This is a genomic window from Streptomyces sp. BRA346 (assembly GCF_052851135.1).
The window spans coordinates 1-22099 of the sequence record NZ_JAIWIH010000067.1 but is presented as its reverse complement, the minus strand read 5'-3'; the positions used below and the strand labels follow the sequence as shown (position 1 = coordinate 22099).

The following is a 22099-nucleotide window of genomic DNA, read 5'->3' as shown; positions in this document are numbered from 1 at the left end:
GCTTCGCCTCCGAGGTCAACCTCACCGTCCTGGACCACCAGAACGTCCTCGACGACTCCGGCCTGATCGACGACGCGACGTACGACGACATCGCCTCCAGCTTCTGACGCCCGAGCAGGCCACCCCACGGCTGTCTCGTCAGGTGCCGAGGTCTTCGATGACCTCCCTCACCTGGCGATTCAGCGAGAGGGCCCAGCGCGTAGAAAACGGCGCCAGCCGGTCGACGGCCGCTCCCAGCCACTCCGGGTCCCCCAGGCGGTGCAGCGCCCCCGCTTCGGACGTCTTCCGGAACAGTTCTTTCACCAGGTAGACGTGGTTGCCCGTGTACGGGCGCTCGTGATGGGTGTAGTTCACCGACCAGGGTTCGTACGGACGGCGGACGAGCCCGCCCACGGAGCAGCCGCTGGGGCCGCTCTCCATGGGGCCGTTGGCGCCGAGCGCGCCCAGCACTCCCATGGTGCGGGTGGCGTGCCACGCCTTATAGGTGACTCGGATGTACAGCTCCATGAACCTGGCCCACGGAATGATGGAGAGTGGTTCCGGCACTCCGGGCTGGTGGTGCTCCACGCCCTCGGGGGTGAGGACCAGGCACGAGCCGCCCTCCCGTTTCGGGTCGCCGATGATCCAGTGGTCCCCGACCAGTTCCAGTGGGCCCAGGTGCCCCGTCATGATCCCCCTTTGGTCGTGTGTTCGCCCGAGCGGCGCCGGTCCGCGGGTGTTCCGGTGGGAGCCCCGCACCTCGGGAACGCGGTCCGAGAGCGCCAGCCCACGACCTGTTCGCGGACGGGCCCGGCGGCTGGAGGCGGTGGCTCAGCCGCCGTTGCAGCCTGACGCCGACCCAGCCCGCCCCCGCCACCGCCGGCAGCACGGCGACGCGCAGCCAGTGCCAGTCCGGCATCGCGTCCCCGGCGAGCGCGGCGCCCCAGGCCAGCGCGATACCGGTCACGACCACGGCGGTGAACGGCGTACCGGCGGTGTCGGCGCGGGCTCCGTCTCCCCCGCGAGCCCCGACGCCGACACCGCCGGTCCAGCGCACCAGCCGGTATCCGGCAACGACGAGGGGCGCGACGCCGAACAGGACGGCGAGCAGCCCAGGCGCGGTACGCAAGAACTCGGCCACAGCACCTCCCCCGATGCCCCGTCTTCCCGTCTCCCCGTCTCGGTGCGGGCTCATCGTGGCACCGCGGCTCCGAGCCGCGCATTGCCGGAACCCGGCAATCTTTACGCGCTACTGACGGCCTGGAAACGCCGGAACCGAACGGGCGGGGCGGGCCGTGCGGCACCTACAGCGGGTTCGCCGGCCACCCCAGCAGCCGGGCTTACGCGCTCCCTACGGAACGTTGATGCCCGCTGTCCGCGCGACGCGGCCGCCCGGACGGGATCCCGCTCCCTGCCTCACATGCCGCGGAAGAGGGTCAATGCCCCGGAAGTCGGGACGCCGGAGCGCAACCGCGCGCAACGAGTGGGGTCAGGGCGGTGTGAGGGTGTCGAGTTGTGCGACGAGGTCGGGGTGGGCGGCCAGGTGGGGGCGGGTGGCGTTGAGGGGGCGGATGAGCTCGGCGGGGTCGTCGTGGGCGAGGGCGGCGTGGAGCTGGCTGAGCGGGCGGCGGGCCGTGGTGGGCAGGTCGGTGAGGGCGGTGATCTGGCCGGCGATGCGGCGCAGGTCGGCCGCGTTGCGGCGGGCCCAGGTGGTGGTGGTGCGTTCGGCGGCGCGGCGTTCGCGGGTGGCCTGGACGCGTTGTTCGCCGGTGGTTCCGGCGGGACCGGGCCGGTTGCGCAGGTAGCGGCGTTCGGCGGCCTGGCGGCTGGCGACGCCGAGGGGGTGGGCGAGGTCCGCCCAGCTGGCACCCGCCTCCCGGGCGGTTTCGATCAGGCCGGATTCCCATCCGGCGAGCTGCTCGCGTACCTGCCGCAGCAGCAGAAGCGAGGCCAGGGCCTGCTCCGGGCCGACGTCGTGAGTCCCGGCAGTGCCGGGGCCCTCGTGCCGGGCGGCGTGCAGGGCGTCGTCAATGGCGTGCAGGGCTGCCGCGGCGGCGAGGAACGACGCCGGGCTCTGTGCGTCGGCGCTGGACGATGCCGGCTGGTCGGCCGGGGTCATGGGCACCTCCCAGGTTGTCATCCTTTGGACGACACCAGGTTTGTCATCCATTGGATGACATGCTACAACGGAATCAGTGAGGCGCATTGGCAGCAACTGCCCGAACCTTCCTGGAGGTGTTTTCCGATGTTGATGCGCACCGACCCCTTCCGTGAGCTCGACCGGCTGGCGCAGCAGCTGATGGGCCCGGCCACCTGGTCCCGGCCGTCCCCGATGCCGATGGATGCCTACCGCGAGGGCGACCAGTACGTGGTGGCATTCGACATCCCCGGCGTCAGCGCGGACGCGATCGACATCGACGTCGAACGCAACATGCTGACCGTCAAGGCCGAGCGCCGGCCGGTGGCGAAGGCCGACGATGTGAAGATGGAGCTGTCCGAGCGGCCGCTGGGCGCCTTCTCCCGCCAGATCACGCTCGCCGACACCCTCGACACCGAGCACATCCAGGCCGACTACGACGCGGGCGTACTCACCCTGCGCATCCCGATCGCCGAGCGCGCCAAGCCCCGCAAGGTCACGGTCGGTGTCGGAGCGGGCCGCAAGGAGATCTCCGGCTGAACCGGACAGGCAAGGGCTGAACAGCGGCGGAGGACGGGTATTTGATCTCCCCCCTCGCCCGTCCTCCGCGCCCCACGGGCCGAGGAAGGGGGTGACGGCCGAGGTGACTGTGCGACGCGAAGCGTTCCTCGGCCATGTGAAGGAACGCGGCGAATACGGCTCTCTGCGGGAGGCCGAACGCGCGGCCCGCGTGGTGCTGGCCCTGCTGGGCGCACACCTGGTCGGCGAGGTACGCGCCCAGCTGGCGGCGCGTCTGCCGGAAGACTTCGCCCTGATCCTCCTCAACCCGCTGCAGAGCGCCGAGCCGCTGTCGCCGGAGCGGTTCGTGCGGGCGACCGCGGCCTGGATCGAAGGGGCCACCGAACAGACCGCGGCCTGGGACGTCAGCGCTGTCCTGTCCACGGTCGCCGACGGCGCCGGCGACGACCTCCTCAGCGAGATCCTGCTCCAGCTCCCCGCCGGCTACGACCTCCTCTTCGGCCGCCCCCGGCCCACCTGACCACCCATCCCCCGGTGACCGCACACCGGCCACCACGACCCTGGTGACAGAAAGGCAACCACCGCAGTGATGTCCGACCAGAGCGCACCGCTCCAGCAGCCCTGCACAAGGGCGTACGAGCACATGCTGGAAAAGGTCCGCTACGACGGCGCCTACCCCACCCGTGAGAAGGCCGAGGAAGCCGTCCGCCTCGTCCTCGCGGGACTGGGACGTCAGCTGACCGGCGACGAACGCGTCGAACTGGCCGCCTGCCTCCCCCTCGAAGCCGCACGCATCCTCACCGCCCAGATCCCCGACACCCAGCCGCTGGGTGGCTGGGCCTTCGTCAAGGACCTCGCCGCCCGCACCGGCGCCTCCCTGGCCACCACCCGCTGGGACACCGGATCCGTCTTCTCCGCCGTCGCGGCCTACGCCGGCCCCGACCTCGTCACCCGCATCCTGCGCCAGCTCACCTCCGGCTACGCGCTGCTGTTCGGCCGCGCCGAACTCACCTCCGCCGCGTAGACCGGGACACGCGTGCTCGGGGCGGGCGCGCGACGACCGCCGCGTCGCTGTCCGCCCTGCGCCCCGGACTCTCTTCCCCGACCTCGACGGGGCTCCCGCTCATGCGTCCCCGCTCCCCCGCCGCGCACCGCCGAGCAGCAGCTCCAGCACCATGTACTCCACGTCCTTGGCGGCGAGCCGCCCGTCGTAGACGCCCCACGCGGCCGACGCCATCAGCCCGTACATGGCCTCCGTCAGCCACACGGGTGTCAGGTCGATGCGGAATTGCCCCTGCTCCTGGCCGCGACGGAAGAGCGCGGTGATACGGGCGTCGAGCCGCGCCCACCCGCGTTGACCTCCTCGCCCTCGAAGAGCTGGTTCTCGCTGTAGAGACCGCGCCCATTGCGACCCGAGCCACCAGGCCGACCCGCCGTTCCAGGCGTGGGAGACCGAACTCCACGGCCCCTGACGGCCGGCTCGCGCCCGGCGCCACTTCCCGCCCGAAAGCCGTCACCTCAGGCGCGGCACAGCGCACCCAGGCGCCGACCGCTTGCGCCTCACAGGCGTCCGTCGCTCTTCAGCAGAGGGTCACGTCGCGCGGGCAGGGGGTCGGAGGGCCCGCCGCTCATGCGCAGCCGCTCCGCCAGGAGGGGCAGCCCGACGACGACGATCAACCACACCTGCACGTAGAGCCTGTCGCCCTCCATCGCCACCGGGTGGGCTGCGGCGGTCAGCAGGCCCGTACCCCCCACGGCGATCAGGCACAGCGCGATGGGCACCGAGCGGCTCATCGCGCCCCAGGCGCCCAAAACCAAGAGCAGGAGCAGAGAGGGAGCCAATGCCTCTCTCTGGAGCCACTGCCACCAGTAGTTGGCATCGAGCCGGAACAGCAGCCGCCATGGGTGGGTGACTTCGCGATAGGTCCAGTGGAGGGAGAAGGTGTCCTGGAGCGAAGCGTCCAAGCCGGGCAACCGGAGCGCCCTGCTCAGCGCAAAGGCCACCAGGGACTCGAAGAGCGAGACGATGAGCAGGCAGTGCGTGCCCTTGTGCCGGGCCTGTGGAACGAACATCAGCGCCATGGCACCCGCCGCCGCCAGGCATGGCCCCATCAGGACGAAGCTCGAGTACTTGACCGCGAAACCCAGCGCGAAGGCCCCCACGGACAGCAGAGCCCCCGCCACCGACCGCCCCTGGCACAGCCACACCGCACCGAGCAGCATGGCGACCATGAGGGCAAGCACCGGACCCTCCGTCATAGGCCGACTGCCCCACAGCCCGATGGGCGTGACGTAGTACAGACACTGACCGAGCCATGCCACCGGAGGCGGTGCACGCAGCGCGCGCAGGAGCACCAGGACCAACAGCCCTCCGAGCGCCGTGAAACCCAGGGCAACGGCCGTCAGCCCCGCCTTGGCCCCCAGGAGCCGGACGAGCGGTGCGGACAGCAGGGGATAGGCGGGACGAGCGTGGAAGAGCGCCTCGTACCGCGGATTGCCGGGGTTGAGGCCATCCGCATACTGAGCCAGGCAGTCCCGGAACTCATGACGGCGCACCGGGTCCCGGAAATCGATCTGATGCAGCATGCGGTTTCGCTGAAGCATCGCCGCGGTGTCCGCGCAGTAGGCCCGCAGCGCTTTGTCCTGGGCTTTCCGGTGGGGGTCGCCCAGGAACTCGTACGCCGAGCGGGCGTAGCGGTAGGAGTCATTGGCGAAGCGCGTGCCCGGATAGGCGAAGACGTGCAACAACACGAATACGAGGACCGTCAGTAACGGGATGATCTTGCGTATTCGCACCATGACGCATAGCCTAAATGCGCACAAACCGGGCAACATCTCGAATCGTCCACCTGGGCCTTCCCTCGGGGATCAGGACCACTGGGTTGCCGTCCCCTCCGCGTGCCGCGATGAGTTCTGGGGCGTCCGGCGGTCGTACTGTCGACCCCGCTACCGAGGAGGGCTCTGATGCGCAGCGTGACCTATTCGATGGGCGTCTCGCTTGACGGCTACATCGTCGGGCCGGACGGCGGCTTCGACTGGACGGTGCCCGACCCGGAGGTGTTTCGCTTCTGGATCGACGAGATTCGAGGGGTCGGCGTTCACCTGTTGGGGCGACGGCTGTACGAGACGATGCTGTACTGGGAGACCGCCGACCAGGATCAATCGCTCGACGACGCGGAGCTCGAGTGGACCGGGCTCTGGAAGCCGCTCCCCAAGGTGGTGTTCTCCACCACGCTGTCGGCGGTGCAGGGCCATGCCCGCCTGGCCTCCGGCGGCCTGGCGGAGGAGATCGAGCGGTTGCGGGCCGAGCCGGGGGAGGGCGACATCGCGATCGGCGGCGCGACGCTCGCCGCCGACGCGGCCGCGTTGGATCTGATCGACGAGTACCGGCTCGTGGTCCACCCGGTGCTGGTGGGCGGTGGCATTCCGTTCTTTCCCCAGCGCGAGCGCCGGGTGGATCTCGAACTCATCGAGACCCGCACGTTCAGCTCGAGGGTCGTCTACCTCCGCTACCGCGTGGCGCGCTAGCGCGCCACGCCTGCCGACCAGGGCTCAGCGGTCGGCTCCCCGAGGCCCGCCGGGTCCGGCGGACGCCTGGCCGGCGAGGAGTTCGCCCAGGCCCTGGCGGGTGGCGGCCAGCACCACGCGGTCCTGGGCCCACAGGACATAGCGGGGGTGCAGATCCCACACCAGGCCGGGCTCCCGGGCGTCGCCGTCGTCAGGGGGCGCGGCGGCCAGGTCGCGGTCCCGGTCCGCGGGTTCCGCCGCGTCCAGGGCGATCACCCGCCAGGCGCCCGGGGCGAATGCCTCGGCGACGGTACGGCCTTCCAGCTGGGGATGCCCGGCGACGTGCAGGGCGGCGAAGACCAGCACCCGGCGCTCGACCGGTACGGCGCCGAGGACCTGGCGCCCCATCTTCGCCCCGGCGAAGGCGGGCGCCGCCAGGGTGGAGACGCTGCGGCTGCGCGTCAGGGCCTGGGGCTGGGCGGCGCGCAGCGTGCGGTAGACGGCGGTGGCGAACTGGTCGTCGTACAGGCGCAGCCCCACCCGCAGCCGGGGTTTGACGGAGCGGGCGTAGAGCGTGGCCTCCAGGTTGGTGGTGTCGGAGCTGGTCAGGGCCAGCAGGGCGTGGGCCCGCTGGATCTTGGCGGCTTCGAGGACGCCTTCCTGGGTGACGTCGCCGGTGACGGTCGGCACGCCCAGCCTGCGGGCCAGTGGGATACCGCGCGCCCCGGGGTCCTCTTCCACGCACACCACGGGGATGTCCATCTCCCGGAGTCTGGCCAGGGCGCGGGTGCCGACCTTGCCCAGACCGAGCAGGACGACATGGCCCGAGAGGCCGCGCGGGGGACGGCGCAGCGCGGACGCAGTACGGAACGTGCCCAGCGCCTCGAAGGCGGCGGCCACCAGAACGGGCAGCAGGATCGTGCTGTGCCGGCTGCTGCCGGCCGGCGAACTGCCGCGGACGGCGGAGATCCTGCTGGCCTACGGGCTGTTGGGCGCCGCCTGTGTGCACGGGCTGCGGGGGCGGCGCGGCTTGTGCGCGGGGGCGGGTGGGGTGCTGGTGTGCGCGGCCGCCTGTTCGCTGGCCTATCCCGACTACCACTTCGTGGTCCTCGCTCATCTGCACAACGTGGTGCCGCTGCTGTTCCTCTGGGAGTGGTCGCGTGGGCTCGAGCAGGGGCGTCGGCTGTTCCGGGCGGTGCAGTGCGGCTGGGTGGTGGCGGTGCCCGGGTTGCTGCTGGCGGGCGCGTTCGACGGGTGGCTGGCGCCCGGGACGGCTCGGGCGGACCGGCTGTCCGCGGCGTACACACCACCGGCGTGGCTGGACTCGGCGGTGGCGCTGCGGTTCCTCGCGCTCTTCGCCTTCCTCCAGACGATGCACTACGTGGTGTGGGTCTGGTTCCTTCCGCGGTACGCGCCGGAGGCGACCTCCTCCTTCGAGCGCCGGGTGCCGCTGCTGCAAGGGTGGCGGGTGTGGGCGCTGGGGCTGGCGGGCGGCGCGGCGCTGGCCGCGCTGTTCGCCAGCGACTACGCCTCGGGGAAGCAGTTGTACGCGGCGGTCGCCACGTATCACGCGTACCTGGAGTTCCCGGTGCTGCTGATGCTGGTGCTGGGCCTCGGCACGGGCCCCGCCTCCCGCTCCCCTTCCCCTGCCACCTCCGCACCCGTGTGACCCGTACGACCCGACGATGCGCCCCGAGGGGCCGAACAGCCATGGAGGCAACCCGATGAATCTCGCTGACATCGCTCCCGACGAGCCGGACCTGCCCCTGCCCGGCGGAGGCGACGGCGCCATGGGCGTCGTGGTCATCGTGGTGGGCGTGCTGCTGGTGGCCGGGGTGATCTGGCTGGCGGTGATGGTGGGGCGCAAGCGCCGCCAGGACGACTAGGGGGCCGTCAAACGGGCCGTGCTGGTGGCGCGTCAATGGATCGGCAGCCACCACCGGCACGGTGAAGAGACGGTGACGGCACCCGTTCCCGCGGGCCACACAGGCGCTAGCGTGAGGTCCCGTGATCGTATGGCTCAACGGCACCCACGGCGCGGGTAAGACGACGACCAGTGCACTCGTGCAGCAGCTGATCCCGGATTCACGGGTGTTCGACGCCGAGAAGGTCGGCGAGACGCTCATGGACATCACGCCGGGGCTGCCCTGGACGGGCAACTTCCAGCACTGGCCGCCGTGGCGGCCGCTGGTGGTCGAGACCGCCCGCCACGTACTCGACTACACCGGCGGCACGCTGGTGATGCCCATGACGGTCCTGGTCGAGGAGTACTGGCGCGAGATCAGCACCGGCCTCGCCCGCCATGCCATTCCGGTACGGCACTTCGTCCTCCACGCCGACCAGGACACCCTCCGCGGGCGCATCGAGGGGGACGCTGTTCTCGGCCCCTCCCCGTTCCGTCTCACGTACCTTGAGCCCTACGCCGAGGCGGCCCGCACGTGGCTCCACGACGAGGCCGAGGTCGTCGACACCACGCACCTCACGCCCGCCCAGGCCGCCCTCCGGATCGCAGAGGCCGTCACGGGTTCGTCACCGGGCTTCGCGTAGCCGGAGGAGGTACGTCGCCGTCAGCGCGACGGCGCGGTCCTCGTCGTGGGACAGGTCCACGAGGGCGCGTGCCGCCGTCGTGCCGGGGAGGGAGGCCAGGGCCTGGGTCAGGCGGCCGCGGGCGGGCGCTCCGGTGGTGGCGTGGGCGAGGCGGGCGACGAGCCTGGCCGCGATCCGGTCCGCCGTCGCGGTGTCGGTCGCCAGCACGCTGAGGGCATCGGCCGCGTCGGTGTCGTTCCTCCCGTCCACAATCATGTCGATGAGAGTCGGGACCGCATCGGCCAATCCGCGGGTCCCGAGCGCCAGAGCCGCGTGCCCGCGGACCACGGCGTCGGGGTGCGCGAGAGCGTGTTGCAGGTGCGCGGTGGCCTCGTCGGCGGGCAGCTCGGCGAGGGATTGGACGGCGCGCTCCCGCACCGCGGCCAGCGGTGAGTCGAGGCCCTCCGCCAGCAGTGCCGGGACGCCGTCGCCCGAGCGGGCCAGCGCCCATCGGAGGGCTCCGGCGACGTTCGGCTCCGTCTCGCGCAGTACCGCCTCGACCAGGGCCTCCACCGGCACCGGAACCTCGTCGGCCGAGGAGAGGGCAGCGCGCTGGCGCGCGTCGGCGCTCTTCGAGCCCAGTGCCTGGAGGAGCGCGACGACCTGGAGGACGTCCTCCCAGCCGGTGGGGTCCGCGGCGTCGATCCGGCGCAGCCGGGTGAGCAGCTCGGTCTCGGCCGCGATGCGTTCGCGTGTCTGACCGATGAGGTCGCCGACGAGCGCCGAGGGCGTGAAGCCGGGATCGTCGAGCGCGCGCCCGATCTCGCGCAGCGACAGGCCCAGCGACCGCAGGCTCTCGATGTGGAAGATCCGCCGGATGTCGTCCCCGGAGTACTCCCGATAGCCGGAGCCCGTACGGCCCGAAGGCCGCACCAGACCGAGCGACTCGTAATGCCGGAGCATCCGGGCGCTGACCCCGGACCGCCGCGCCACCTCACCGATCAACACTCCCCATCATCCCTCCTGGCCGGACCCGCCGAGGGCGAGAAGGCGTTTCGCCTCCTCGATGGCGTACTCGAAGCCGGTGTCCGGCTCGCTCAGCAGCCGTTGCGTGGCGAGCGCGTGCGTGCGGACGCGCGGGTCGGGGGCCGTCGTCGCGGCGTGCAGAACGGGCACGATCACATCCCCCAGATCGACCAGCGCCCGGCTGAGGCTCAGCTGCGTCTCGCGCCCACCACGCCCGAGCTGCCTCGCCAACGCCGCGGCCAACGCGGGCTCCTCGCCTTCCGGTACGAGCACGACCGCGGTCCGCCAAGCGCTCCGCGCCACCTCGTCGTCGGCGTCGGACAACAGCGCCCCCGTGATCGCGGGCCACGCCTGCCGGTCCCCGATCTTGGACAGCGTGTGCAGCGCCTGGCTCCGTGCCTGCGCGCGCTCCGAGCGGAGTTCGCGGACCAGCCCGGGAAGCGTCAGGGACACCGGGTGGCGGGTGAGCGCCCAGGTCAGCATGTCGCGGACGAAGAACTCGGGCTCGACCGCGCACCGCTCGATGAGCTTGTCGACGAAGCGCGGGTCGGGCGTCGTACCGACCGCCAGAGCGGTCCGCAGTCGTACGGACGAACGGGCGTCCTCCAGCCCCCGGAGCGCCCGGAGCGCGTCCGTGTCCTGTCGCGTGGTCGTCATCGAGACCACCTCCTCGGCGAGCAGTGAAGGGCTTGTCACCGTGTCAAGGTCAAGCGGGGCCCGGCGGCATTAGTTGTCTGTTAGTGGAACGCAAAGTGGATCTCCGAAGCTGATCTTCGTCAGGGATCGAGACGAGAGAACAGAGCTACGGAGTAACACCATGAGCACCACCACCAACCGCGTCCGCGGCCGCCGCCTCGCCGTCGCCATCCTCGCCGCCGCGGCGCTGAGCGTGGGGGCCACGGCCTGCGGGCCTGACGACGGGGCGTCGGACGCCACCGGCTCCTCGGCCTCGCAGGAGGCCTCGGCCCAGCCCAAGAGCGGCTCCTCCTCGGACGACCCCGCCTCGCAGGACCAGGGCGGTGGCCAGTCCACCACGGCGCCGTCCGACGGGGGTGGCGCCGCCAACGCGGGCAACCACCGCACGATCACCGGGAAGCTGAGCTACCTCGCGCCCGGCAAGCTGACCGTCACGCCCGAGGGCGGCGGTAGGGAGCAGGCGTTCCTGATCTCCAACGCCACGCAGATCCTCGGCGCGGCCGCGATCTGCTCCGACGACGACGGCAGCGGAGGCGCGTCCATCGGCGACGACGGCTACGGCACCGCGAAGTGCAGCGTGGCGGAGCTGGAGAAGTCCGCCAAGACCAACAGCGTGACCGTCCGCGTCACCATGGACTCCAAGTCCGGCGGTGCCGAGACGGTCGAGGAGAAGTACCACCCTTGACGTGCTCCCTGGCCTGAAGCCCAGGGATTCCGGCCTGGGTCGGCTGACCCTTCCGGGGGCTTCCTGCTTCAACGCGCTGTGCCGGGACTTTCGTCCTGGTCTTACCGGCGCTCCACGAGGCGTTTAGCGTCTCCGCCCGTCCGGCGGCGACGATTCGGCGTCCTTCGAAGAGGACGTTGCGGGATGCGTTGTGGTCACGGTCGTGCACGGTACCGCACTTGCTGCACGTCCACTGCCGGACGTGCAGGGGCTTGGGGCCGTCCCGGAATCCGCAGACCGAACAGATCTGCGAGGACGGGAACGCCCGGTCCACCTTGGCGAAGGCGCGGCCGTGCTTGACCGCCTTGTACTCCAGCATGCCCACGAACGCGGACCACCCCGCGTCATGCACGGACTTGGCGAGCCGGGTGCGGCCGAGACCGGACACCGCGAGGTCCTCCCGGCCGCAGCTGTCCTTGGTGACGGTCAGGGACGTCGGCGCGGCCGGAAGCCGGCGGGACCATGTGGGGCGCGGTGGTCGTGGGGCCGGTGGCCTTTAATGACCTGGCACCCGGGTCATTCCGGTACCGAAAACGTGGGTCAATGTCGGGCCTCCAGCGTGGCCGGCGCCGCCCGCAGCGACGCGGCGGCGCGGCGCGTATCGGCTTCGGTGGTCCGCCGGTTGCCGAAGGCGGCGCGCAGGGCGGGACTCGTCCTGTGGCTGCGCCTGCGTACGGCCCTCGCCGACTCCGTCGTCGTACGGGCGGGCAGGAACGGAGTCGCGCTCATAGCGGGCCCGCGCTTCGCGGCCGACGGCACCCTCACCCGCTGCCTGCGGGTGCCGTTCACTCCCCCGCGCCACGTACTCGACCAGATCGCGGGGGTTCGCGACGACGCCTGCCGAGGTGACGCCTGCGGAGGTGAGCGCCGCGGCGGCCTGCACGGCAGAGGGCAGGTCAGCGGGCGTCGCGCCGGGCGGGTTCGAGGAGCCAGGTGGCCACGATGCTCACGGCCACGACCGCCGCGGCGATCAGGAGGCCGGTGTGCAGCCCGGCCACGAACCGGGACCGGTCGGCGACCAGGGCGCCGAAGGCGGCGACGGCCAGGGCGCCGCCGAGCTGGCGGGCGGCGTTCAGCACACCGCTGGCGACGCCGGCGCGTTCGGCGGGCACGGTCTCCAGCAGCAGCGCCGTCAGCGGGGTGATCGCCATCGCGCCACCGGCTCCGACGGGCACCATCAGCGGCACCGTCAGCCAGACCGGCGCGTCGGCGGGCAGGGTCACCATCGCGGCCAGGCCCGTGGCCATCAGCAGCTGTCCGGTGATCACCGGCGTGCGTGCACCGAAGCGCGTGGCCAGCCGGGCGGCGACCGGGCCCACGAAGGACGTGAGCACGCTCATCGGCAGGAACGCGACACCGGTGGCGAGCGCGCTCAGCCCGTGCACCTGCTGGAGGTACAGCCCGAGCAGGAAGATCATGCCGTAGAAGCCGACGTTCAGCGCGAACCCGATGGCGACCGCGAGGGACATGACGCGGGAGCGCAGCAGCGGCAGCGGCGTCATCGGGTGCCGTCCGCGGGCCTGCGCGACGACGTAGACGACGGACGCCACGACCGCCACGGCGAGGGCGGCCAGGACGCGCGGCGAGCCGAACCCGACGGCCCCGGCCTCGATGGCCGCGTACGTCAGCCCGCCCATGGCGGCGACGGCGGCGGCCTGACCGGCCGGGTCGAACGGCACCGCCTGCCGCGGGGAGGGGCGGGCGTACCGGAGGAGCAGCAGGGCCACCGCGCCGACGGGCAGGTTGACGACGAAGACCATCCGCCAGTCGAGCACCGTGAGCAGCCCACCGGCCACGGGACCGGCGGCCGCGCCGACCGCGCCGCTCACGGCCCACAGGGCGATGGCCCTCGCGCGCTCGGCCGGGTCCGCGAAGGTCTCCCTCAGCAGGGCGAGCGACGACGGCAGGACCATCGCGGCCCCGACGCCCTGCACCAGCCGTGCCGCCACCAGAACGCCCAGGCCCGGCGCCAGCCCGCACACCAGGGACGCCGCGACGAACAGGGCGAGACCGCCCGCGAACGCCTGCCGGGCCCCGACCCGGTCGCTGATCGCGCCCGCGGACAGCAGGAACGCGGCGAAGGTGAGGGTGTACCCGTCGACGACCCATTGCAGCCCGGTCATCGCGCTGCCGAACCCGCGCCCGATCGAGGGCAGGGCGACGTTCACGATCATGGCGTCGACCATGATCGTGAAGAAGCCGAGCAGGACGGCGGCCATGGCCGGGCGCTCGCCGGAGCGGCTCCGCGGCGGCGGACCGGCAGGGACGGCGGCGACGGCCCGCGGTGAGGAGGGCGGGACGGACGTGGGCACGGAACGATCTCCTGCATGAGTGAGCGGGTGAGCCGGGTGCTGACGGACATCGAGCCTCCCGCCGATCCGGCCCCGGTGGCAGGCCGGGCCGTACCGGGGAGCGCCGCTCGGGGGTAACGACAGGGCCCCCCACGCGCCCGCCCCGCGGGTCGGCGCGGTGTGACACTGACGCCATGGCATCCGAGCAGAGCAGCAGCGGCGGCAGTGGCGGTGGCATGGAGCTGGGCCAGTTCCTGCGCGCCCGCCGCACCCAGACCCGCCCCGACCAGGTCGGCCTCACGGTGGGCACCGGCCTGCGCCGTACGCCCGGACTGCGCCGCGAGGAGCTGGCCACGCTCGCCGGGATGAGCATCGACTACTACGTCCGCCTGGAGCGCGGCAAGGAGACCCGCCCCAGCCCCTCCGTGCTCGACGCCCTCGCCCGCGCCCTGCGCCTCGACGACGCCGAGCACCAGCACCTGCGCGATCTCGCCGCCCGGGCCGCCCGGTACGCCCCCGAGCCGCCGCCCCCGCCCAGCCGGACCGTGCGCCCGCACCTGAAGCGCGTCCTGGAGACGCTACGGCCGAGCCCGGCGTACGTCATCAGCCGCAGCATGGACCTGCTCGCCTGGAACCCCGGCGGCCTCGCCCTGTACGCGGGCGTCGCCGACTGGCCCGTCAAACAGCGCAACCTCGCCCGCTACCTCTTCCTCCACCCCACCGCCCGCACCCTCTTCCCCGACTGGGAGGAGCAGGTCCGCGGCTGCGTCGCCCGGCTGCGCGCCCTGGCCGGTACCGCCCCCGACGCCCCGGACCTCACCCAGCTCGTGGGCGAACTCCTGCTCAAGAGCCCCGACTTCGCCCAACTGTGGGAGCGCTACGACGTCGTCGGCCGCAAGCGCATCCAGAAGACGTTCCACCATCCCCAGGTCGGCGTCCTCACCCTCAGCGGCCAGGGCATGCAGCTGGAAGGCACCCCCGGCCAGCGCCTCGGCGTCTACACCGCCGACCCCGGCACCCCCGACCATGACGCGATGCTCCTGCTCGACCTGACCGCGCCCGCGGAGGCAAAGGGCACGAAGGGTACGGAGCAACAGCGCACCCGATCCTGACCGAATGCGCACGGTGGGGCACGGCCACCCCCTATGCTTCTACACGCATGTAGATACAAGCATAAGGAGTGGACGCCACGATGGTGTTCAAACGACTACTCGGCTCACTCGGGGTCGGCGGCCCCACCGTGGACACCGTGCTGGACGCCGGTCCCGTACGCCCCGGCGGGCCGCTGAGCGGGCAGGTTCATCTCCAGGGCGGCAAGGCGGACTTCGAGATCGCGTCCGTCACCCTGGACCTCGTCGCGCGGGTCGAGGCCGAGCACGGCGACGAGGAGCGCGAAGGGATCGTCGTCTTCGACCACTTCACGGTCGGCGGCGGGTTCCGGCTCGCCGAGGGCGAGCACCGCAGCCTGCCGTTCACCATCCACCTCCCATGGGAGACGCCCGTCACCGAGCTGTACGGGCAGCCGCTGGGCGTCGTCCTCGGGGTGCGCACCGGGCTGGAGGTGGCGGGCGCGAAGGACAAGGGCGATCTGGACCAGCTGACGGTGGGTCCGCTGCCCGCCCAGGAGGCCGTCCTGGAGGCACTGGGACAGCTCGGCTTCGGCTTCACGTCCGCCGATCTGGAGCTGGGCCACGTCGGCGGAACGGGGCAGCGGCTGCCGTTCTACCAGGAGATCGAGCTGACCCCCGCGCCGCAATACGCCCACGCCCTGGGCGAGCTGGAGGTGACCTTCCTCGCGCACCCCGGCGGCCTGGACGTCGTCCTGGAAGCCGACAAGCGCGGCGGGTTCCTGTCCCCGGGGCATGACGCCCTCGCCCTCTTCACGGTCGACCACGAGGGCGTCGAACACCGCGACTGGAACACGGAGGTCGACGGCTGGGTGCGGCAACTCCTCGACCGCCGTGGCCCGCACGGACACGGACACGGGGATGCGCACGGCCATGACGGCGGCCACCACCGCTCCGGGCCCAGCACCGGGGCCGTCGTGGGCGGTGTCGCGGCGGGCGTCGCGGTCGGCGTCGTCGGCGGCATGGTCGCGGCGGAGGTCGTGGACGAGATCGGCGACGCCTTCGAGGACGAGGAGGACTGAACCCCGTCGGCCCACAGGGCCCCGACCACTCTGCTAACTTCTACAGTGTTGTAGAAATAAGCGACGACGTACGGAGTTGGTCATGGCCCTGTGGGACCGCATCAAGGATTCCGCCCAGACGATGCAGAGCCAGCTGCTCGCCAAGAAGAACGACCTCAAGAGCGGTGCGTTCCGCGACGCCTCCATGGCGATGTGCGCCCTGGTGGCGGCGGCGGACGGCTCGATCGACCCGTCCGAGCGGCAGCGCGTCGCCCAGCTGATCGCCACCAACGAGGTGCTCCAGAACTTCGCGGCGGACGACCTGCGGTCGCGTTTCGACGCCTACCTCGACAAGCTGACCATGGACTTCGACTTCGGCAAGGTCAGCGTCCTCCAGGAGGTGGCCAAGGCGAAGAAGAAGCCCGCCGAGGCGCGCGCCGTCGTCCAGATCGGCATCGTCATCGGCGGCGCCGACGGCGACTTCGACGCGACCGAACGGGCCGTCGTCCGCGAGGCCTGCTTCGCCCTGGAGCTGGACCCGGCCGAATTCGATCTGTAGACGGCCGATCCGCGACCGTGGAGGCGGGCGGCCGGCGCCGGGCACAGCGTGGAGGACGAACACGCCCAACGCGCTCAGCCTCCCTCCGCTTCGCTCAACAGGCAACGCAGCAGTCGCTCGTCGTCGGCCGTCAGCCCCGTCACGAAGCCGGCCAGAACCGCCTCCCGGTCGCCATGACGTCCAGAGCCGCGGCCAGAGCTTCGGCCAGGTCCGCAACGCCTTCGTCCGCGTGGTCGACCAGGCCGACCACGCCGAACTGGCCCGCTACGACCTGAGCGAGGACGCCGCGACCGAGACCGCGATGGTCTTCGGCGAGCTGTACCGCCACGGCGCGGAGTGGAAGTTCCGCGCGGTCGGCCAGGGATACGCCTCGGGCCTGGCGGGCATCGCCGCCGACTTCGGCGTCAGCCTCTGACCACCGCCGCGCCCCGCGCCCGACCCAAGGACACGGACACCGACATGAACGGCACACCACCCGCGTTACGGCCGGAAGACGAACCCGACGTCGAACGGGTGCTGCGGCAGGCGCTGAACACCCCGGAGATCCGCGCGGCCCTGCGGCGGCGCGGACCCGCCGGGGGCGCGGCGGCCGAGCGGCTCCGGGCGCGGGCCCTCGCCGAACGCACCGGTATCGCCGCGGCCGCCGCCCCCGAGTACGCCGCCTACCTGCGGCACCGCACAGCGGGAGCCCCCGACGTACGCACCGGCCGGGCGCCCTCCGCCACGGCGGGCGCCCGCGGACTGCTGCCCGCGCTCGCGGTCCTGGCACCGGTGCTGGCGGCGGCCGCGACCGTGATCTTCCTGCTCCTCGGCTCCGTCCTGGGGCTCGGCGGTCCAGGGCACGAACTGGGCGACGCGCTGCTGACGGCGGGAGAGACCGCGGCCGTGATCACGGCGGTGACGACGGCGTGCCAAGTGGCCTGGCTGCTCAGCACCGCCGCCCGCCACCGCTCCCCGGCACCGCTCAGCGGGAACCCGGGCGCGGCCGAGGCCCGTGAGGCGTGGCGGCGGGCCCTGCTCGAACGCGGCGTCCTGCCGTATCTGCGCGCCCAGTTGCGCCAGACCGAGCCGCACCGGACCGCCACTCCCGGCCGCCGCCCGCGCCTGGGCTACACCAGCCCGGATTTCGCGGGCCCCGCATACGAGCCGTATCAGCCCAAGGATAAAGAGGGCGATTCACAGAAGAATCCCATACAACCGTAGTCATCAGCCGACGCAGCGAGGCACCATATGCTCATGCACGGTAACGCAGCGTCCTCGTTGGCCCCTCCGCCGCCCTTCCCCAAGCGACGGAACGCTGTTCTCAGGCTGTACGACGCACCCCTCTACCGCGATGGGGCGTTCTGGAACACCGTCGTATGGGCCTTGATCTCCGGCATCTCCATCCCGACCGCGTCGCCGACGGAACCGAGCAAGCTGCCCCCGTGGCTGGACAACCTGCTCGCCATCATCGCCATGGTCCTCATCTTCGGCGTCGTGCCCGCCTGGATCCGCCTGTTCGTCAGGCGCTGGCGGTGGCGCAAGCGCCCTCGGCCGCCCCGGCCGGAGGTTCCCCCGGCACCGCTCCACGCGGCGCCCGTGGCACCGGCGTTACGCGTGACCACCGCACCGCCACCGTCCCCATGGGCCCCGCACCGTGTCGGCCACGCCACGCCTCCCCCGGCTCCCTCCGCGTTGCCGACCGACGCGCGGAACACCTTCCCCCACCCCATCGCCCGCGCCCTCCGCGCGCTGCACCAGGCGCCCACGGACAAGGACAGGTACGAGGCGTTGCTCGACGCCGCCGAGACCCTCGCCATCACCCTCAGCGTGACCACGGCAGCGCTGCTCCAGGAGGCAGGGCAGCGCAATCTGTCCCTGCTCCGCAGGGCCTATTTCGGCAAAGGCGCCATGTTCGGCACGTGGACGACATGGCTCAGGGAACTCCAGCCCCTCGCTGCCGCCCAACCGGATCTGATCCCCGGGCTCGATCTTGCGCTCGGGGACGGGCCCGACGACCCGGGCATCGTCACCCACCTCAACGCCTTGCGGCACGAACGCAACCGGGCCTACCACGGCGACAAGCCCAAGAGCCAGCCCGAGTCCGCCCTGCGCGTGGCCGAGGGCACGCATCACCTCGAACGCATCCTGGCCAAGGCAGAGTTCCTGAAGGCCGCTCCCTGGCTGTTCACGGTCTCGTGCGTCTACCATCCGCGGTCACGGAATTTCGAGGTCGTCGCGAAAGACGCGATGGGCGACCACCCGGACTTCGAGCGCCGGACGTTCACGTGGGAGCACCCCGTCGGCATCGACATGTTCTATGTCCATGGCCCGGACGGGCCCGTCCCGCTGTCACCCTTCGTGGCCGACCTCTTCTGCCCCCAGTGCGGGCAGATGGAGGTTTCCTACGTCTACAAGGCCAGCAAGCGCGAGGGGACCGCGACGTTCAAGAGCTTCGGGCGGGGCCACGACATCGCCGCTCCCCACCTGGTGGACGACCTGCTCTCCCTCCCCGACCAGCGCGCCTGAGCCGTTCAGCGCGGCCCGCGGCGGGTCTGGTCGAGCCATTCCTGGGCCGGTTCGGTGTCGCCGTAGGAGTCGTGCCAGTTCCACCATTCGTACGGCGGGGTCTGGGGGTAGCCCTCGGGGGAGTTCTCCCAGGTTTCCTGCCGTCCGAGAGCGGTCATGTCGAGGTAGCTCCAGGTGCTGCCGAGCGCCTCGTCGCCGCGGGCGTTGATGAAGTAGGTGCGGAAGACGCGGTCGCCGTCGCGGATGAAGGCGTTCGTGCCGTGCCACTCGTCCACGTCGAAGTCCGCGTCGAAGTCGTCGGTGATCGTGTACCAGGGCATCGTCCAGCCCATGTGCGCCTTCAGGGCCTCGATGTTCTGCTGCGGTGCGCGCGAGGCGAAGACCAGGGTGGTGTCGCGGACGTTCAGATGGGTGAGGTCGCCGACGTGGTCGGCCACCATGGAGCAGCCGCGGCAGGCGTGCTCGGGCCAGCCGAAGACGCCCGGTTCGTAGAAGGCGCGGTAGACGATCAGCTGACGGCGGCCCTTGAACAGGTCGAGCAGGCTGACCTTGCCCTCGGGACCTTCGAACGCGTACTCCTTCTCCACCGCCACCCACGGCATGCGGCGGCGCTTGGCGGCCAGGGCGTCATGGGCGTGGGTCAGCTGCTTCTCCTCCACCAGCAGCTCCTGGCGCGCGTCCTGCCACTCCTGCGGCGAAACGATCGGGGGTGTCCTCATGGCGATGCGCCCCTTCCTGTCCGGCGGTCCGCGCCCCCTCCATCCAGGGTCGAACGCCGGGGGCGCGGGCGCACGCCGAACGACAAGCCCCAGGCCAGAGACCCGGGGCTGGCTCGTTGCGCGGCTGCGCCTACGTGCCGCCGCCGACCACCTGCACGGCGGCTCAGCCCAGGTCCAGGCTCAGGTCCTGCCGCATGCGGGTCCGCAGCGCGGCGAGGGCGTCGTCGTAGCGGCCCCGCCCCTCCAGGTAGACCTGGTCGGTGGCGCGTGTGCCCTCCATCCCCCGGTCCCGGAGATCGCGCAGACGGCGGAAGGCGTCCTCCGATGCCTCCACCACGGGTCGGGCGAGCCCGTCGCGATTCCGGCGCCGACCACCGTGCTGGCCAGAGTGATCCACTCCATGGTCCCGACGGTATACGGCGGTGGCGCGCCCGGGGCCGGGTGCGCCGGGGTTGGGCGCGGGCGCCCTAATGTAGGGGGTTGGTACGGCGGTTGGGGTAGGGAAAGGGGATCGGCGATGCCGCTCAGCACCGATGATCCGGCGTCCATAGGCGGCTACGCCCTGCTCGACCGGCTCGGTTCGGGCGGTATGGGGGTCGTCTACCTGGGACGGTCGGCCTCGGGGCGGCAGGTCGCGGTCAAGCTCGTGCACGCGCAGTACGCGCAGGACGAGGAGTTCCGGACCCGCTTCCGGCAGGAGATCACGGCGGCGCGCAAGGTCAGCGGGGCGTTCACCGCTCCGGTGGTGGACGCCGATCCGGAGGCCGAGCGGCCGTGGATGGCCACGCAGTACGTGCCGGGGCGCACCCTCGCCGAGGTGGTGCGGGACGGCGGGCCGCTGGGCGGGCGGGAGTTGCGGACGCTGGGGCTGGGGCTCGTCGAGGCGCTGCGGGACATCCACCGGGCCGGGGTGGTGCACCGGGATCTGAAACCGGCCAACATCCTGATGGCCGAGGACGGGCCGCGCGTCATCGACTTCGGCATCTCGCGGGCCGCCGACAACCAGACGCTCACCCTCACCGCCGGGCGGGTGCTCGGTACGCCGCGGTTCATGTCGCCCGAGCAGCTGCGCAATCCACGGGAGGTCACCGCGGCCTCGGACGTGTTCTCGCTGGGGGCTCTGGTGGTGTACGCGGCCACCGGCATCGGGCCGTTCGACGCGGAGAGCCCGTATCTGTCGGGGTACCAGGTGATGTACGAGCCGCCGACGCTGGACGGCGTGCCGGACCCCCTCCGCAAGCTCGCCAAGCGATGCCTGGACAAGGACGCGGCGGCGCGGCCGGGCCTGGACGAGGTGCACCGCATGCTCGACGCGCTGCCGGACTTCGCCGCCGCGGCTCCCCCGGAGGATGCCCCCACGCGGGCGGAGTTCCCGCCTCCGCGGACGGAAGGGACCGGTCGGAGGCGCCGTAAGCGGCTGATCATCGTCGGCGTCGGCGCCCTGGCCGTCGGCGGGCTGGTCGCCGGCGTGACCTACGGCCTGGGCACCGACCCGCCGCCGTACCGCCCCGCCGCGTCCGCCACCGCCGACGGCCAGGCCCCCGTGTCCCTGCCCGACGGCTGGCGCCCATGGCGGACGGCGCTGCGGTACGAAGGCCCGCAGCCCCCGCTCGTGTACCAGGACGCCGCGTGCGTACCGGACCGCGGCACCGACGTGTACTGCGGCGGCAAGGGCTTCACCGTCGCCAAGGTCGACGCCGCCACCGGCAAGGTCCGGTGGCGCAGCGGCACCAGACCGCAGGACGCGCGCCCCATCGGGGCGCGGGACGAAACCGTCTACACCTACTCCGAGCCCGAGAACGAGGAGCGCCGGGTGGTGGCCCTCGACACCGGCACCAGGAAGCAGCGGTGGTCACACACGATCAGCGGATCGGCGTCGGCGCGCCTGTTCCGCGGCGGGCTGCTGACGCTGTCGGCCGACGGACGTCAGCTCGTCGCCTACGGGACGTCGGGGCGGCAGCTGTGGCAGTCGCCCGCGAAGGAGGGTCAGTTCTGCGAACCGGCGACGCCGGTCCCGTCCGGCGTCCCGTACGTCCTGTGCTCGCCCCTCACCTCGTCCGGGCTGAGCGCCGAGGGCCCGTACAGCCTGCTGCGGCTTGACCCCTCCGACGGTGCGCAGCGCACCCTCGCGACGCTCCCCCGGAAGGCGCTGCACCTCGGCTCCCTCGACGGGGCGCCCGTCTTCCTCGCGCCGCAGACCGCGAAGGAGGTGTACGACGCCGGGTACGAGCGCCCGTACAACGCCCTGGTCCGGGTGGACCCGCGCACCGGCGACACCAAGCGGATCCCGCTGCGGCACCCCCTGCGCGGCTCGGCCACCCTCCTGAACGGGGTCGTCTACGCCGTCCGGACCAACGGGACCGTCACCGCGGTGTCGGCGCACAGCGGCAAGCAGCTGTGGCAGCGGGAGACGGAGACGGAGAGCCTGTCCGCGCCCGTGGAGTCGAAGCGGCACGGCAGGCTCTACTTCGCCAACCGCTTCGGCCGTCTGCTGGCGCTCGACAGCAAGACCGGGGCTGAGGTGTGGCGCACCGCCGCGCTGAGCGACCCCGGGGACACGGCGCAGGAGCGTCCGCCGTCCGTGCTGCTCGTCAAGGACGCGATCGTGGCGATGGCCGGGGACACGGTGTTCTCCGTACGCCCGGACCGGCCGAAGGTCCCCGATGCGGATGCCCCTTAGGAGTCCTTGCAGAATGATCTTCGTGTGGCACGGTGGAAGGGCAAGTGATCTCGTTCCTCGGGAGTGAGGATGCACCGGCCGAAGCCGTGGGAGATCAGTG

23 protein-coding genes and 4 pseudogenes are annotated in these 22099 nt (G+C 72.0%); 15 read left to right on the top strand and 12 right to left on the bottom strand.

The window, feature by feature from the left end:
• Positions 1 to 138: 138 nt before the first annotated feature.
• Together LCH29_RS41860 and LCH29_RS41855 are read right to left on the bottom strand one after the other, a co-directional pair.
• Positions 139 to 669: a hypothetical protein gene (locus LCH29_RS41860; protein WP_446466918.1), complete on the bottom strand. Its 531-nt coding sequence runs from the start codon at positions 667 to 669 to the stop codon at positions 139 to 141.
• 799 nt (positions 670 to 1468) lie between these two features.
• Complete coding sequence (locus LCH29_RS41855) at positions 1469 to 2098, bottom strand: type III effector protein (RefSeq protein ID WP_446466920.1); 630 nt, start codon at positions 2096 to 2098, stop codon at positions 1469 to 1471.
• A gap of 126 nt (positions 2099 to 2224) precedes the next feature.
• On the opposite strand from LCH29_RS41855, the gene LCH29_RS41850 reads away from it, so the two are divergent.
• From LCH29_RS41850 to LCH29_RS41840, 3 genes are all read left to right on the top strand, one after another.
• Positions 2225 to 2656 (top strand): Hsp20/alpha crystallin family protein, encoded by a 432-nt coding sequence (locus tag LCH29_RS41850; protein WP_446466917.1) that lies wholly within the window; start codon positions 2225 to 2227, stop codon positions 2654 to 2656.
• 103 nt (positions 2657 to 2759) lie between these two features.
• Positions 2760 to 3155 (top strand): DUF2267 domain-containing protein, encoded by a 396-nt coding sequence (locus LCH29_RS41845; RefSeq protein WP_446466916.1) that lies wholly within the window; start codon positions 2760 to 2762, stop codon positions 3153 to 3155.
• Between the two features lie 69 nt (positions 3156 to 3224).
• Positions 3225 to 3659, top strand: a complete 435-nt coding sequence (locus tag LCH29_RS41840; RefSeq protein ID WP_446466915.1) for a DUF2267 domain-containing protein — start codon at positions 3225 to 3227, stop codon at positions 3657 to 3659.
• Positions 3660 to 3758: 99 nt separating this feature from the next.
• Here the strand turns inward: LCH29_RS41840 and LCH29_RS41835 are convergent.
• Positions 3759 to 4030: pseudogene (locus LCH29_RS41835) on the bottom strand (TetR family transcriptional regulator); the annotation flags it as partial.
• Between the two features lie 165 nt (positions 4031 to 4195).
• A complete protein-coding gene (locus tag LCH29_RS41830) occupies positions 4196 to 5434 on the bottom strand; it encodes a hypothetical protein (RefSeq protein ID WP_446466914.1) in 1239 nt (412 codons plus the stop codon).
• 165 nt (positions 5435 to 5599) lie between these two features.
• Between LCH29_RS41830 and LCH29_RS41825 the strand changes: the two genes are divergently transcribed.
• Complete coding sequence (locus LCH29_RS41825; protein WP_446466913.1) at positions 5600 to 6163, top strand: dihydrofolate reductase family protein; 564 nt, start codon at positions 5600 to 5602, stop codon at positions 6161 to 6163.
• 24 nt (positions 6164 to 6187) lie between these two features.
• Here LCH29_RS41825 and LCH29_RS41820 read toward each other — a convergent pair.
• Positions 6188 to 7060: pseudogene (locus tag LCH29_RS41820) on the bottom strand (potassium channel family protein); the annotation flags it as partial.
• Here LCH29_RS41820 and LCH29_RS41815 point away from each other — a divergent pair.
• The 3 genes from LCH29_RS41815 (at position 7014) to LCH29_RS41805 (ending at position 8689) form a co-directional block, all read left to right on the top strand.
• Positions 7014 to 7811: a hypothetical protein gene (locus LCH29_RS41815; RefSeq protein WP_446466912.1), complete on the top strand. Its 798-nt coding sequence runs from the start codon at positions 7014 to 7016 to the stop codon at positions 7809 to 7811. The pseudogene LCH29_RS41820 and the gene LCH29_RS41815 sit on opposite strands and share 47 nt — an antisense overlap.
• 55 nt (positions 7812 to 7866) lie before the next feature.
• Entirely contained in the window at positions 7867 to 8028 is a 162-nt protein-coding gene (locus tag LCH29_RS41810) for a hypothetical protein (RefSeq protein WP_446466911.1), read from the top strand.
• A 121-nt stretch (positions 8029 to 8149) separates the two neighbouring features.
• On the top strand, positions 8150 to 8689 hold the full coding sequence (locus tag LCH29_RS41805; protein ID WP_446466910.1) for an ATP-binding protein: 540 nt from the start codon (positions 8150 to 8152) through the stop codon (positions 8687 to 8689).
• Here LCH29_RS41805 and LCH29_RS41800 read toward each other — a convergent pair.
• Positions 8672 to 9676, bottom strand: coding sequence for a MerR family transcriptional regulator (locus tag LCH29_RS41800; protein WP_446466909.1), 1005 nt, complete (start codon positions 9674 to 9676; stop codon positions 8672 to 8674). The two genes, LCH29_RS41805 and LCH29_RS41800, sit on opposite strands and share 18 nt — an antisense overlap.
• Positions 9677 to 9682: 6 nt before the next feature.
• A complete protein-coding gene (locus LCH29_RS41795) occupies positions 9683 to 10351 on the bottom strand; it encodes a HEAT repeat domain-containing protein (protein ID WP_446466908.1) in 669 nt (222 codons plus the stop codon).
• A gap of 160 nt (positions 10352 to 10511) precedes the next feature.
• Between LCH29_RS41795 and LCH29_RS41790 the strand changes: the two genes are divergently transcribed.
• The gene (locus LCH29_RS41790; protein WP_446466907.1) at positions 10512 to 11075 is read left to right on the top strand and encodes a hypothetical protein; all 564 of its coding nucleotides are present in this window, start codon (positions 10512 to 10514) and stop codon (positions 11073 to 11075) included.
• On the opposite strand, the gene LCH29_RS41785 is transcribed toward LCH29_RS41790, so the two are convergent.
• The 3 genes from LCH29_RS41785 to LCH29_RS41775 form a co-directional block, all read right to left on the bottom strand.
• Positions 11017 to 11544, bottom strand: a complete 528-nt coding sequence (locus tag LCH29_RS41785; RefSeq protein WP_446466919.1) for an RNA-guided endonuclease TnpB family protein — start codon at positions 11542 to 11544, stop codon at positions 11017 to 11019. The two genes, LCH29_RS41790 and LCH29_RS41785, sit on opposite strands and share 59 nt — an antisense overlap.
• 110 nt (positions 11545 to 11654) lie before the next feature.
• Positions 11655 to 11843, bottom strand: a complete 189-nt coding sequence (locus LCH29_RS41780; protein ID WP_446466906.1) for a hypothetical protein — start codon at positions 11841 to 11843, stop codon at positions 11655 to 11657.
• 167 nt (positions 11844 to 12010) lie between these two features.
• Complete coding sequence (locus LCH29_RS41775; protein WP_446466905.1) at positions 12011 to 13426, bottom strand: MFS transporter; 1416 nt, start codon at positions 13424 to 13426, stop codon at positions 12011 to 12013.
• 173 nt (positions 13427 to 13599) lie between these two features.
• On the opposite strand from LCH29_RS41775, the gene LCH29_RS41770 reads away from it, so the two are divergent.
• The 3 genes from LCH29_RS41770 (at position 13600) to LCH29_RS41760 (ending at position 16092) form a co-directional block, all read left to right on the top strand.
• On the top strand, positions 13600 to 14517 hold the full coding sequence (locus tag LCH29_RS41770; RefSeq protein WP_446466904.1) for a helix-turn-helix transcriptional regulator: 918 nt from the start codon (positions 13600 to 13602) through the stop codon (positions 14515 to 14517).
• Between the two features lie 80 nt (positions 14518 to 14597).
• Positions 14598 to 15554, top strand: coding sequence for a sporulation protein (locus tag LCH29_RS41765; RefSeq protein WP_446466903.1), 957 nt, complete (start codon positions 14598 to 14600; stop codon positions 15552 to 15554).
• A gap of 82 nt (positions 15555 to 15636) precedes the next feature.
• Complete coding sequence (locus tag LCH29_RS41760) at positions 15637 to 16092, top strand: tellurite resistance TerB family protein (RefSeq protein ID WP_446466902.1); 456 nt, start codon at positions 15637 to 15639, stop codon at positions 16090 to 16092.
• A gap of 74 nt (positions 16093 to 16166) precedes the next feature.
• Here the strand turns inward: LCH29_RS41760 and LCH29_RS41755 are convergent.
• A pseudogene (locus LCH29_RS41755) lies at positions 16167 to 16262 on the bottom strand (BlaI/MecI/CopY family transcriptional regulator); the annotation flags it as partial.
• Between the two features lie 2 nt (positions 16263 to 16264).
• On the opposite strand from LCH29_RS41755, the pseudogene LCH29_RS41750 reads away from it, so the two are divergent.
• The 3 genes and pseudogenes from LCH29_RS41750 to LCH29_RS41740 form a co-directional block, all read left to right on the top strand.
• Positions 16265 to 16507 (top strand): annotated as a pseudogene (locus LCH29_RS41750) (TerD family protein); the annotation flags it as partial.
• A gap of 44 nt (positions 16508 to 16551) precedes the next feature.
• Positions 16552 to 17295, top strand: coding sequence for a hypothetical protein (locus LCH29_RS41745; RefSeq protein ID WP_446466901.1), 744 nt, complete (start codon positions 16552 to 16554; stop codon positions 17293 to 17295).
• 33 nt (positions 17296 to 17328) lie between these two features.
• Entirely contained in the window at positions 17329 to 18600 is a 1272-nt protein-coding gene (locus LCH29_RS41740) for a hypothetical protein (RefSeq protein ID WP_446466900.1), read from the top strand.
• 5 nt (positions 18601 to 18605) lie between these two features.
• Here LCH29_RS41740 and LCH29_RS41735 read toward each other — a convergent pair whose 3' ends face one another.
• Positions 18606 to 19319 (bottom strand): DUF899 domain-containing protein, encoded by a 714-nt coding sequence (locus tag LCH29_RS41735; protein WP_446466899.1) that lies wholly within the window; start codon positions 19317 to 19319, stop codon positions 18606 to 18608.
• Positions 19320 to 19836: 517 nt separating this feature from the next.
• Between LCH29_RS41735 and LCH29_RS41730 the strand changes: the two genes are divergently transcribed.
• On the top strand, positions 19837 to 21999 hold the full coding sequence (locus LCH29_RS41730; protein WP_446466898.1) for a protein kinase domain-containing protein: 2163 nt from the start codon (positions 19837 to 19839) through the stop codon (positions 21997 to 21999).
• The last annotated feature ends 100 nt before the right edge of the window (positions 22000 to 22099 follow it).

Bases quoted from the DNA above. Each gene is read 5' to 3' on its own strand.
- LCH29_RS41860 (WP_446466918.1), bottom strand. From the start codon at position 669: ATGACGGGGCACCTGGGCCCACTGGAACTGGTCGGGGACCACTGGATC.
- LCH29_RS41790 (WP_446466907.1), top strand. From the start codon at position 10,512: ATGAGCACCACCACCAACCGCGTCCGCGGCCGCCGCCTCGCCGTCGCC.
- LCH29_RS41795 (WP_446466908.1), bottom strand. From the start codon at position 10,351: ATGACGACCACGCGACAGGACACGGACGCGCTCCGGGCGCTCCGGGGG.
- LCH29_RS41810 (WP_446466911.1), top strand. From the start codon at position 7,867: ATGAATCTCGCTGACATCGCTCCCGACGAGCCGGACCTGCCCCTGCCC.
- LCH29_RS41745 (WP_446466901.1), top strand. From the start codon at position 16,552: ATGAACGGCACACCACCCGCGTTACGGCCGGAAGACGAACCCGACGTC.
- LCH29_RS41850 (WP_446466917.1), top strand. From the start codon at position 2,225: ATGTTGATGCGCACCGACCCCTTCCGTGAGCTCGACCGGCTGGCGCAG.
- LCH29_RS41730 (WP_446466898.1), top strand. From the start codon at position 19,837: ATGCCGCTCAGCACCGATGATCCGGCGTCCATAGGCGGCTACGCCCTG.
- LCH29_RS41825 (WP_446466913.1), top strand. From the start codon at position 5,600: ATGCGCAGCGTGACCTATTCGATGGGCGTCTCGCTTGACGGCTACATC.
- LCH29_RS41855 (WP_446466920.1), bottom strand. From the start codon at position 2,098: ATGACCCCGGCCGACCAGCCGGCATCGTCCAGCGCCGACGCACAGAGC.
- LCH29_RS41770 (WP_446466904.1), top strand. From the start codon at position 13,600: ATGGCATCCGAGCAGAGCAGCAGCGGCGGCAGTGGCGGTGGCATGGAG.
- LCH29_RS41840 (WP_446466915.1), top strand. From the start codon at position 3,225: ATGTCCGACCAGAGCGCACCGCTCCAGCAGCCCTGCACAAGGGCGTAC.
- LCH29_RS41735 (WP_446466899.1), bottom strand. From the start codon at position 19,319: ATGAGGACACCCCCGATCGTTTCGCCGCAGGAGTGGCAGGACGCGCGC.
- LCH29_RS41760 (WP_446466902.1), top strand. From the start codon at position 15,637: ATGGCCCTGTGGGACCGCATCAAGGATTCCGCCCAGACGATGCAGAGC.
- LCH29_RS41830 (WP_446466914.1), bottom strand. From the start codon at position 5,434: ATGGTGCGAATACGCAAGATCATCCCGTTACTGACGGTCCTCGTATTC.
- LCH29_RS41780 (WP_446466906.1), bottom strand. From the start codon at position 11,843: ATGAGCGCGACTCCGTTCCTGCCCGCCCGTACGACGACGGAGTCGGCG.
- LCH29_RS41765 (WP_446466903.1), top strand. From the start codon at position 14,598: ATGGTGTTCAAACGACTACTCGGCTCACTCGGGGTCGGCGGCCCCACC.
- LCH29_RS41740 (WP_446466900.1), top strand. From the start codon at position 17,329: ATGCACGGTAACGCAGCGTCCTCGTTGGCCCCTCCGCCGCCCTTCCCC.